The organism is Paenibacillus sp. Soil522 (assembly GCF_001428245.1).
Lineage (GTDB): Bacteria > Bacillota > Bacilli > Paenibacillales > Paenibacillaceae > Pristimantibacillus.
In genome coordinates, this window is the sequence record NZ_LMRV01000092.1 from 1 (window position 1) to 10,354 (window position 10,354).

Sequence of the window (10,354 nt, forward strand, 5' to 3'; positions counted from 1 at the left end):
CGCTAACGGGTACGATAGCATTCCTGTAGAGCGTTAAATTTCCGCTTTGCAAAAAAACGAGCGCCTCGGTACGATGGAAGTACRCAACGGGTCATAGCCCTTAAAATTCCATCATCCAGGAGGACGCTCTATTATGAAGTTTAAATCGCAAGCGAGACAAAATCAACTCATTGAAAAAATTACCGCKCAACATCTAGTCGTCGGGATCGACATCGCACAGCAAACGCATGTCGCTCGTGCTGTTAATTTCCGAGGAATCGTGATCGGTAATCCCCTATCCTTYTCAAACGATGAAGAGGGTTTTAACAGCCTTCTTCGGTGGATCCAGTCACTGCAAACCGCTCACACTTTAACGGCAGCCATTGTTGGCATGGAGCCTACCGGACACTACTGGCTTAACCTATCCAAGTGGCTCTCAAATCGTCAGTTTGAAGTCGTTCTAGTCAATCCACATCTCGTGAAAAAGAACAAGGAAAACCGTGACAATACGCCATCCAAGAGCGACAAAAAGGATGCCCTGGTTATCGCAGACATGGTCAAAAACGGCTATTACTCGTTCACTCGCAACACRCCAGAAGCATTTGAAGAATTACGTGTCTTTCTCTCAAACCGCGACTCTGTCGTCACGAGACTCGTTAGTGCGAAGAACCAAATTCATCGCTGGGTCGATATTGTTTTTCCTGAGCTRCGACAAGTCTTCAAAAACATCATGTGTATCGGTTCATTGGCCACACTTCGTCTTTTCCCAACGCCCGAAGAATTGTGTAAATTACAGCCTCAAGATATCTTACGAGGAAACATCATGTGTATCGGTTCATTGGCCACACTTCGTCTTTTCCCAACGCCCGAAGAATTGTGTAAATTACAGCCTCAAGATATCTTACGAGRCTGGAAGTYGCWTATGAAACGGCATTCTGGTGATCGAAAAGCTCGAGCTCTTATCTCATTGGCTTGCAGATCTGTGGGTTCTAAGCAAGCCACACATGCCTATAAGCTTCACTTGAAGCAGCTGCTTGATGAGTACGACCTTGCTTGCCTGCAATTGCAAACGGTAGAAACGGAGATTATCGCCGTTTTGGAACGCATTCCATTTGCGGGGTCCATGCTTGCTGTCAAAGGGATTAGTGCGATTTCGTTAGCCGGTATTCTAGGTGAGGCGGGGGATTTAAGCGGCTTTGTGCACGGYAATGCCTTGCTGCGTCATGCTGGTCTCAACCTCGCAGAAGCAAGCTCAGGTAAATGGACCGGACAGATGAAGATTAGCAAGCGTGGGCGCTCTCGCCTTCGACGTTTTATCTTCATGATGACCATGAGTTTAGTCGCGAATAATCCGGAGTTCAAAGCCATGCATGCCTACAATGTACAGATAAAGAAGATGAAGAAGATGAGGTCCATTATGAAGCTTTGTGGTAAATTAGCCAGAATCTTAGTTGGAATGGCTCGCAGCGGCGAAGCCTATAATCCTCCTAAAACGATGCCTACTCAGCTAGCAGCTTAATCTATATTCTACCGTTTCGTTGTACGAKTTTTGGCTTATTCGCAGGATTTCAAAGAAAGNCAACGCGGATGGTACCGATGCTGCAAATAAGACTAATGGATGAAGATTAGCAAGCGTGGGCGCTCTCGCCTTCGACGTTTTATCTTCATGATGACCATGAGTTTAGTCGCGAATAATCCGGAGTTCAAAGCCATGCATGCCTACAATGTACAGAAAAAGAAGATGAAGAAGATGAGGTCCATTATGAAGCTTTGTGGTAAATTAGCCAGAATCTTAGTTGGAATGGCTCGCAGCGGCGAAGCCTATAATCCTCCTAAAACGATGCCTACTCAGCTAGCAGCTTAATCTATATTCTACCGTTTCGTTGTACGAKTTTTGGCTTATTCGCAGGATTTCAAAGAAAGCACGGAGTACCGGATGTGTTCAACCAAAGGGCACTGACCCGTAACGAKAGCAAGACCGGCCTCCACCCCTTGGACAGGCGTAACGAAGGAATGAAAGGGCRTAGACCCGCCCCGACATGGGAGTGAGARCCTCCAGGGGCGGCGTGGAGAAAGCGTGCAGTAAATGGAATTATATGGGGCAGTATATATTCCCCACTATTCCCGTGCGCCTTCATGTTGCCGAAGTCTAACACGGAGTTCCCCTTCTTGTCTTTCATCCATAACCAACCGGGCGAAATCCTGCGAATAAGYGAGCATTCGTGAGAAAAATAAATCATACCGAGGGAGTTGAAAACCGAAAGGGCTGCCGCTTGGTAGCCCTTCGTTACGCTCCCATGAAAATTAACTCCATTTTCATCATCTGTGGTGCGGCGCTTGCGCTACATGTGTGGCTAACGGGCAGATTAATTGAGCAAATTTTTGAAAACATCTCGAAATTCAAGATATAATCATATTGGAATATCTAATATGAATTTTGTGGAGTTGGTCTCATGGATGTTGAAATGGAATACCGGCCCAGGCCGGAAGGTTGCCATTGTAGGGATGGGAGGGCTTGGNCCACTATTCCCGTGCGCCTTCATGTTGCCGAAGTCTAACACGGAGTTCCCCTTCTTGTCTTTCATCCATAACCAACCGGGCGAAATCCTGCGAATAAGTGAGCATTCGTGAGAAAAATAAATCATACCGAGGGAGTTGAAACAATGTAAGTTTAAAGGACAGCCAGAATGAGACCAGCTATGCAGAACGATAGCGACATAACGATCCACTCGGTTATAAGCCAGAGTGTTCGAGAGCTAAGGATCAGCATAAACTACATAAATGTTAAAAAGGAGGGTGAATTTACCTATGAGATATACAGTAAGGTATATACCTCTGAACAAAATTAAACCCGGCAGCATGTCCATCAAAATTACTCAACGGATCAAGGAATTGCGTAAAACAGCCCAGGATTGCATGAACATGCTCATTGTTCGTAAGAGCAAAGCAGAAGGTGGTTATATTGTAATAAGCGGGCACAATCATTTTGATTTCCTCAAAAAGCATACTAAGAAAAATTCCGTAGCATGTCTGGTGGATGAAAGCAAGGTTTCCACTAAGCTATCTTCGCTTATTCATCATTTCCGGAAGCAAAAACTGCCTGATAATGTTCCCTATGTTAAACCTGAACGGTTAGTTGGAAGCAGTTGGTCTATTATAAAAAGATTCCTCAAACAAGATCCACGTTTCAATAACTTATCTCGCTCTCAAAAAATAAAAGTTCTCCGATTAGGACTCCAATATAAAAAAACGACAATAACCTCAATGAGAGCCAAAGTCGACGAGTTCCTTAAATAATTAGGTTTAAAAAGTCTTTATTTACGAATACACTCCAGAAACATCATGCATTACAACCACTGGCGACTAGAGATCGACCATTGTAAAGAATAAAATCGAGCGCCACGCTTGATTTTATTCTTGTTTTTTTCACATCCAGTTTGCTGATCGTTCACTTAAATGTATAATGATTGTCTGAGGTGATAACAATGGCAAGATCCAAAGAATTTGAAGTTAATGAAGTATTGGATAAAGCAATACAACTGTTTTGGACACAAGGATATGAGAAAACTTCAATGCAGGAATTAGTTGATTTTATGGGCATTCATCGGAGAAGTATCTATGATACGTTTGGGGATAAGCATGCCTTGTTTATGAAAGCTCTCGAACGGTATGAAGCTAAGCAAACCCAAAAAATTAGATTCCTCGTTGAAAAGCAAAAGCCGGTCAAAGAATTAATCCGGGAAATGTTCGAATTGACATTGAGAAATGAAGGAGAGCCTCTGGGATGTTTACTTGTGAATTCGGGTGTGGAATTGGGCGTATTGGATCCGGAAGTTGCATCCTTGGTTGAGGAAAGTTATTCCAAGACTGAAGCGTTTTTGACTCAACTTCTTCAGGAAGGGCAGCAAACCGGTGAAATCAGGGCTAACCTTGAAGCTAAAGTTATGTCTCGCTTTTTAATGAATGCCTGGTTGGGACTACGCACATTGGTTAAGACCACGACGGATCAACAAAAGCTAAAGGATATTGTTGATACGACGCTGGCTGTATTAGATTGAACGTGATTACAACCAGCGTCGTTTTTGAATACCATAACAATGCGGGCGAACAACAGGTAGAGCTGAAGGGGCAACTGAACACCCTTATTTGTTGCAACGATAGAAGTTCTTGTCTTTCTCTGAGAAAAGAACTTGTATCCTGACCGTAAAAGAGAAGAACTTTGGGTATGATGACCAACGGGATCACTTTCTAGGCATAGGTAGGACTTAATCTTTTCAAAAAAATTCTTTACCGATCGTTCTAGAAATGGTATAGTAAAAAGCAAGTTAGATCTAACTTTTTTTATTCTAATTAGAACGATCATTCTTTAATTAAATTACACACATGAATCTGAACTTTTGGAGGAGAGATTAATATGAAGTACACCGTGGTCACAGGAGCAAGCTCCGGCATTGGATATGAGACAGCATTGGCGTTTGCTGCACGTGGCAAAAACTTGATTTTGGTAGCCAGAAGATTGGACAAATTAGAAGAGCTTAAATCGACGATTCAAAATAACCATCCTGACGTAGATGTTGTGATTCGTACAAGCGACCTGTCGGTTACTGACCAAGCCTATACACTGTATAACGATTTAAAGGAATATCAAATCGAGACATGGATTAATAATGCAGGGCTTGGTGAAGGCTCCTTCGTAGCCGAGCAGAAACTGGAAAAAGTCGAAACCATGTTACGCGTTAACATCGAATCCTTGACCATCCTTTCAACACTATATGTGCGAGATTATGCTGACGTAGAAGGTACTCAGTTAATTAACGTATCATCAGCACTCGGATATGTCATTGCTGTCGGTAGTGTTGCTTACTCTGCATCTAAATATTATGTGAGTGCCTTCACAGAAGGGCTTGCAAAAGAACTCGAACTGAAAGGCGCGAAAACAAAGGCAAAAATTCTAGCACCAGCCATAACGGAAACGGAATTCGTGAAAAAATCAATCGATGTCGAAGATTTTGATTATAAAGCCAACTTGCCTAAGTACCATACTGCCAAGCAAATGGCGAGCTTCATGCTGGATCTTTTTGATAGCAACGAAGTGGTAGGGATCGTAGACCAGAACTATGATTTCAATTTGAGAGGGCAAATCTATCCGATCCTTGAAGAGCTGTAATATTTATTCGATTGATGGGATACATCATATGAAAAGGGGAATATGGAAGAATGGAAAAATTGTGGAGTAAAACGAAAATCGGAAAAATGGAATTGCCTCATCGGTTAGCGATGGCACCAATGACACGTAGTAGAGCTCAAGAAGACGGTACGCCTGGAGAGGACGCTTCCCTTTATTACGCCCAGCGCGCATCCATGGGACTTATTATTACAGAAGGTGCGCAACCTTCAGATGATGGTCAAGGTTACTTGTGGTCTCCCGGGATCTATACGGAAAAGCATATTGAAGGGTGGAGAAAAGTTACAGATGCAGTGCATGGAGCAGGTGGGTATATGTATATCCAATTGATGCATGCCGGTCGTATGTCGCACCCCGACAATACACCCCATCATCGACAACCCGTAGCACCTTCCCCCATCGCGCCAGGTGTAGAAATGTTTACTGCTACAGGCATGCAGGATATCCCCGTACCACATGAGTTAAGTAAAGAAGATATTCAAACGACCATTGCAGACTTCCGCAAAGCGGCTGCGGCAGCTATTGCAGCAGGAGCTGACGGTGTTGAAATTCATGGAGCTAACGGTTATCTGATTAATCAATTTATCGGGGAAAGTTCGAATACGCGGACGGATGAATATGGCGGATCTATAGAAAATCGTGCTCGCTTCGCCATTGAAGTAGCAAGAGCCATCGTCGATGAGATTGGAGCCGAAAGAACTGGCTTCCGCATATCGCCAGGAACCCCTCTTGGTGGAATTCAAGATGGTGAACAAGGTCCTGAACTTTACCGTTACCTGGTGCAAGAATTAGCCCAATTGGATTTAGCTTACCTTCATATTATGCACCTCGGAAATGAAGAATTGCTCCGAGACATTCGTTCCCTCTGGACGAATCCATTGTTAGTTAATCGGGCTGGACGGGCACTGGAAGATCTTAGCGCTGACATAGATAGTGGTCTTGCTGATCTCGTACCCGTCGGTGTATGGTCATTAGCTAATCCAGATTTAGTGGAACGACTTCAAAAAGGTGCGCCATTGAATGAAGCGGATCAGGCAACATTCTTTGGTCACGGAAGCAAGGGATATACGGATTACCCTACGATGAATGAATTAGCTTCTCAAGAAAGGTAACAATAAGTATATGTGAAAATGGCGTGCAATTTTCAGTTGTACGCCATACATCTTCCGCGAGCATTGATTATGCATAGAAAGAGGATAAAACATGAAAGCAGCGCAAATGCACAAGTATTCAAAAAAAATTCAACTGGAACTGAATGAGGCGGAAATACCGGTAATCAATAGCGATGAGGTTCTCATTAAAGTAAAAGCTGCGGGTGTAAATCCATTAGATATTCTAATTATAAATGGCAGTGTTCGGATGATTTCTGATTATGAGTTCCCATTAACTTTAGGAAATGAACTATCCGGCGTTATTGAAGCCGTAGGAAAAGAGGTTGTGAATTTCCGTGTGGGTGATCACGTTTATACGCGATTGCCGATGAACCAAATTGGAGCTTTTGCGGAATACGCAGCGGTGAAGGAAGAGGCTATAGCCATCATGCCTGAAAATCTTTCGTTTACTGAAGCAGCGGCTGTACCCCTCACTGCTTTGACGGCATATCAAGCATTACATGATATGCTTCATGCCCAGCCCAATAAAAAGCTGTTTATTCCTGGAGGAACCGGAGGCTTTGGTGCAATGGCAATTCCTATCGCCAAATCCATGGGTTTGTATGTCATTACAAGCGGCAGCGAAAGAGGCAGATCACGTACCCTGTCGATTGGCGCAGACCAATTCATCAATTATAAAGAAGAGAACTATGCTGACGTTCTATCCGACATTGATTATGTGATCGACACCTTGGGAACCAAAGAGATCAAAGCCGAAATGGGTATTCTAAAACCCCAAGGAAAATTGGTATCCTTGAAAGCTGCGCCAAATTATCAATTTGCGGCTGATCGGAATTTTCCATTATGGAAAAGACTATTGTTTGGCTTAGTTGGGTCCCGCATCGATTCTTTGGCACGCAAGCATCAAATTGAATATCGTTTTATATTCGTGCAGGCCAATGGCAGTCAGTTACAAGAGGTCACTAATCTTGTTGAACAAGAAAACATCAAGCCCTCAATAGACTCCGTTTATCATTTTAATGACATTAACAAGGCATTGGTTAAAGTCTCTACTGGCCATTCGCAAGGCAAAGTAATTGTAACGTTCTAAGCCGAGCTCTCGTAGCTGGATTTCCGATGACAGAGATGTATACCTTTTAAAGCGCATATTTTTTTCGTTTTTATTAGAATGATCATTCCCTAATTTTCAGTCTCTCCGTGCTAATCCAGGTAGCTGGAAACGTTACAATATGGTTTAAACATAACATTTAAATATGAGGTGGGATACCAGAATGAGAAAGACGGTTCTTATCACAGGGGTTTCCGGTGGGATCGGTAAAGAATTAGCTAATCGGTTTGCCAAGGGCGGACATAATATAGTGCTGGTGGCTCGCAGCGAGAGTAAAATAGTGGAACTCGCACAGGAATATCGAAAAAAATACGGCATTCAGGCAACGGTCATCGCCAAGGATGTGGCGGCACCAGGGGTACCCGAGGAAATCTTCACGGAGCTCAAGGAGAAGGGGATTACCGTTGACTATTTGGTCAACAATGCCGGCTTCGGTTTGTTTGGGACATTTATGGAAACGGATATGGAGCAAGAAGTGAATATGATTGACATTAATATCAAGGCTCTGACGGTTATGACGAAGCTATTCTTGCCGGATATGATCAAACGCGGGCAAGGTGGAGTGATGAATGTAGCTTCCTTGGTGGGTTTCTTCCCAGGACCGATGATGTCTGTTTACTATGCGACGAAGGCGTACGTGTTGTCGTTCACCGAAGCTTTGGCGAACGAAGTGACCGGAACAGGCGTGACTGTAACCGCATTATGCCCGGGGCTGACGTCAACCGGCTTTGTTGATCGTTCTGGTATGGGCGCCGTGAAGGGCGCGATCATGGAAGCTGGACAGGTGGCTGAAGAAGGGTATCGAGGCTTCTTGCGTGGTAAGACATTAATTATGCCCGGTGTCCGTAACCGTTTCATTGCGTTTATGCCGCGGTTGCTGCCTCGTATGATGATAACTCGTTTAGTTAGAAGCTCACAGGACAGGACGGAGCATTGATTCGAACGGGAAACGTTAAACAATGAACGAGAAACTAGTCGTACTACGAATAAAGATCATCAAAGGTAAAGGAGTATACCCAATGAGGGCTGTACAAATCTCTCGGTATTCCAAAAAATTAACTGCACAGATCAATACAATTTCTATTCCAACAATCAAATCAACGCAGATTTTGATTAAGACTAAGGTAGCTGGGGTTGATCCACACCTTATCCTGGCGATTACCGGCAAAGTTAAGTTGTTTGATCGTTATGACTTTCCGTTGACGCTGGGCAACGAGTTGGCGGGCGTTGTGGTTGATGTTGGTTCCGAGGTCATGGATTTGAAAGTTGGTGATAAGGTGTATACCATGCCACCGCTAGATACGATGGGAGCTTTTGCTGAATATGTAGCCGTAGATGCTGCGATCGTGGCTAAAATGCCAGCCAATCTCTCCTTTAAAGAAGCGGCGGCCGTGCCACTGTCTGCTCTAACGATCGTTCAGTCTCTAGCTATTCTAGATGCTAAACAAGGGGGAAAATTATTTATCTCTGGTGGTACGGGAGGCTTTGGTCAGATTGCCGTTCCTTATGCAAAGTCACAAGGGCTGTTCGTCACCATTAGTGGTAGCGGATTCTCACGTGCCTTGGCTAAAAGACTCGGGGCAGATGAGTTTGTCGACTATACAACACAAGACTATGTTTACATGCTGACAGATTATGATTACGTTATTGACACCCGAGGAGCCAGCGAAATTCATAAACAAATGAAGATACTGAAGCCTGGTGGAAAATTAGTATCGTTAAACGCAGGCCCCAACGCCCGCTATGCTAATCAAATCCCAGAACTAGCAACGACGAAAAAAATTCTATTCAGTCTACTGGGAGCATCTTTTGATGGTATCGCTAAATGGCAAAGGAAAAGTTATGACTTCATATACGTGCAGCCGAATGGACAACAATTAGCTGCAATTACACAGTATTTTGAAAAAACCAACATTAATCCAGTGATTGATTCCGAGTACTCCTTTGACGAAGTGAATGCCGCGATTGCTAAGATTGCGACGGGGCATAGCCTAGGGAAAGTTATACTGATAGTAGATGATGAAGAATGAATAACATTTTTTGAACACTGGGACGCGATTAGTTCCATGGAGTATTACCATAAAAGCACATCAAATCGATGGAAGTATGGACAATGAAACCGGCCTTTTCATAGTTGATTCTGATGAATGGAATAATTCAGGAGAGAAGCAACCTATTAAAGAGAGCTACCGGTCATTGATATGCCATTTGAATAATATAAAGCAGCGGAGGTCTGTGATCGACAACAGACCTCCGCTATTTTTTTGACTGGCCATATTGTTGCTGCTGTCGACGGATATAAGAAGGCCATTTACTTTGTTATGGCAGGATACCCTTCTACTATGCAGGTAGGAAAAACAACTTACTCATGTTTCCGTTTCAGCCATTTCTCAATTTGTATCATGTCCGTTTTTTGCCATTCGTGTCCGTTTCTGCCTTTATCGCCGGTTTCAGTGCCAGTGTTGCCGTTGGCTGCAGATGGAACGAGGGATGCATCGATACCCTTGATGCCGTTGTCAAGTCTTTTTCCTTTATTATCCTCGGCCGGCACCCAAACTCCCAGATAACCGCGTACTAAAGGATTGGTTTTCCCAAGAACAGGTACGGTCAAAATACCGTTTGTATCGGTTGTCAACGCTTCCGTGCTGAATCCGGTCGCGTCTACAAATGTTTGATTGGCATGCTGCTTGCCTAAATCGACATTGATTATTGTGTTAGTGTGCGGGTTGTTGGAGATAACAGTCGCCGCGCCCGTATCCCGGCTTGTTCCGAAGCGAACGCTGGCAATCAAATCTTTTCCTGCTTCAGACGACGTATTGCTCGGGTAGTACGTAATCTTCTGATCGCCGGAAACGTATTTCTGCCGTGCTTCCAGCAGCTTGACGATCGTATCGTAATAAGGCGTCTTCTCCGACATATAGGATTTGTTTCCTTCATACATATCCCCGTAGAAGACTGTAGGAACAGTGT

The 10,354-nt window shown here is 43.9% G+C and carries 9 protein-coding genes and 1 pseudogene; 9 read left to right on the top strand and 1 reads right to left on the bottom strand.

All coding sequences use genetic code 11. From position 1 onward, the window contains the following. Positions 1-133 precede the first annotated feature (133 nt). From ASG81_RS26645 to ASG81_RS26680, 9 genes and pseudogenes are all read left to right on the top strand, one after another. The gene (locus ASG81_RS26645) at positions 134-1,498 is read left to right on the top strand and encodes an IS110 family transposase (protein WP_056641794.1); all 1,365 of its coding nucleotides are present in this window, start codon (positions 134-136) and stop codon (positions 1,496-1,498) included. Between the two features lie 99 nt (positions 1,499-1,597). Continuing rightward, a pseudogene (locus ASG81_RS31470) lies at positions 1,598-1,843 on the top strand (IS110 family transposase); the annotation flags it as partial. Positions 1,844-2,787: 944 nt separating this feature from the next. Then, complete coding sequence (locus tag ASG81_RS26650) at positions 2,788-3,276, top strand: hypothetical protein (protein ID WP_056641796.1); 489 nt, start codon at positions 2,788-2,790, stop codon at positions 3,274-3,276. 188 nt (positions 3,277-3,464) lie between these two features. Then, complete coding sequence (locus tag ASG81_RS26655; protein WP_056641799.1) at positions 3,465-4,037, top strand: TetR/AcrR family transcriptional regulator; 573 nt, start codon at positions 3,465-3,467, stop codon at positions 4,035-4,037. Positions 4,038-4,393: 356 nt separating this feature from the next. Further along, positions 4,394-5,146, top strand: a complete 753-nt coding sequence (locus ASG81_RS26660; protein WP_056641802.1) for an SDR family NAD(P)-dependent oxidoreductase — start codon at positions 4,394-4,396, stop codon at positions 5,144-5,146. Positions 5,147-5,196: 50 nt separating this feature from the next. Next, the gene (locus ASG81_RS26665; protein WP_056641806.1) at positions 5,197-6,276 is read left to right on the top strand and encodes an alkene reductase; all 1,080 of its coding nucleotides are present in this window, start codon (positions 5,197-5,199) and stop codon (positions 6,274-6,276) included. Between the two features lie 91 nt (positions 6,277-6,367). Next, positions 6,368-7,366: an NADP-dependent oxidoreductase gene (locus ASG81_RS26670; RefSeq protein WP_056641809.1), complete on the top strand. Its 999-nt coding sequence runs from the start codon at positions 6,368-6,370 to the stop codon at positions 7,364-7,366. Positions 7,367-7,547: 181 nt separating this feature from the next. Next, positions 7,548-8,321 carry an SDR family NAD(P)-dependent oxidoreductase gene (locus ASG81_RS26675; RefSeq protein WP_056641811.1) on the top strand — a complete coding sequence of 258 codons (774 nt, stop codon included), beginning with the start codon at positions 7,548-7,550 and terminating at the stop codon, positions 8,319-8,321. Between the two features lie 82 nt (positions 8,322-8,403). Further along, entirely contained in the window at positions 8,404-9,414 is a 1,011-nt protein-coding gene (locus ASG81_RS26680) for an NADP-dependent oxidoreductase (protein ID WP_056641816.1), read from the top strand. 332 nt (positions 9,415-9,746) lie between these two features. On the opposite strand, the gene ASG81_RS26685 is transcribed toward ASG81_RS26680, so the two are convergent. Continuing rightward, positions 9,747-10,354: glycoside hydrolase family 70 protein (locus ASG81_RS26685; RefSeq protein ID WP_327205194.1), on the bottom strand; the 608-nt coding region annotated here is incomplete at its 5' end.

Coding starts and splice junctions, on each gene's coding strand:
- ASG81_RS26650 (WP_056641796.1), top strand. CDS start 2,788: ATGAGATATACAGTAAGGTATATACCTCTGAACAAAATTAAACCCGGC.
- ASG81_RS26655 (WP_056641799.1), top strand. CDS start 3,465: ATGGCAAGATCCAAAGAATTTGAAGTTAATGAAGTATTGGATAAAGCA.
- ASG81_RS26660 (WP_056641802.1), top strand. CDS start 4,394: ATGAAGTACACCGTGGTCACAGGAGCAAGCTCCGGCATTGGATATGAG.
- ASG81_RS26665 (WP_056641806.1), top strand. CDS start 5,197: ATGGAAAAATTGTGGAGTAAAACGAAAATCGGAAAAATGGAATTGCCT.
- ASG81_RS26670 (WP_056641809.1), top strand. CDS start 6,368: ATGAAAGCAGCGCAAATGCACAAGTATTCAAAAAAAATTCAACTGGAA.
- ASG81_RS26675 (WP_056641811.1), top strand. CDS start 7,548: ATGAGAAAGACGGTTCTTATCACAGGGGTTTCCGGTGGGATCGGTAAA.
- ASG81_RS26680 (WP_056641816.1), top strand. CDS start 8,404: ATGAGGGCTGTACAAATCTCTCGGTATTCCAAAAAATTAACTGCACAG.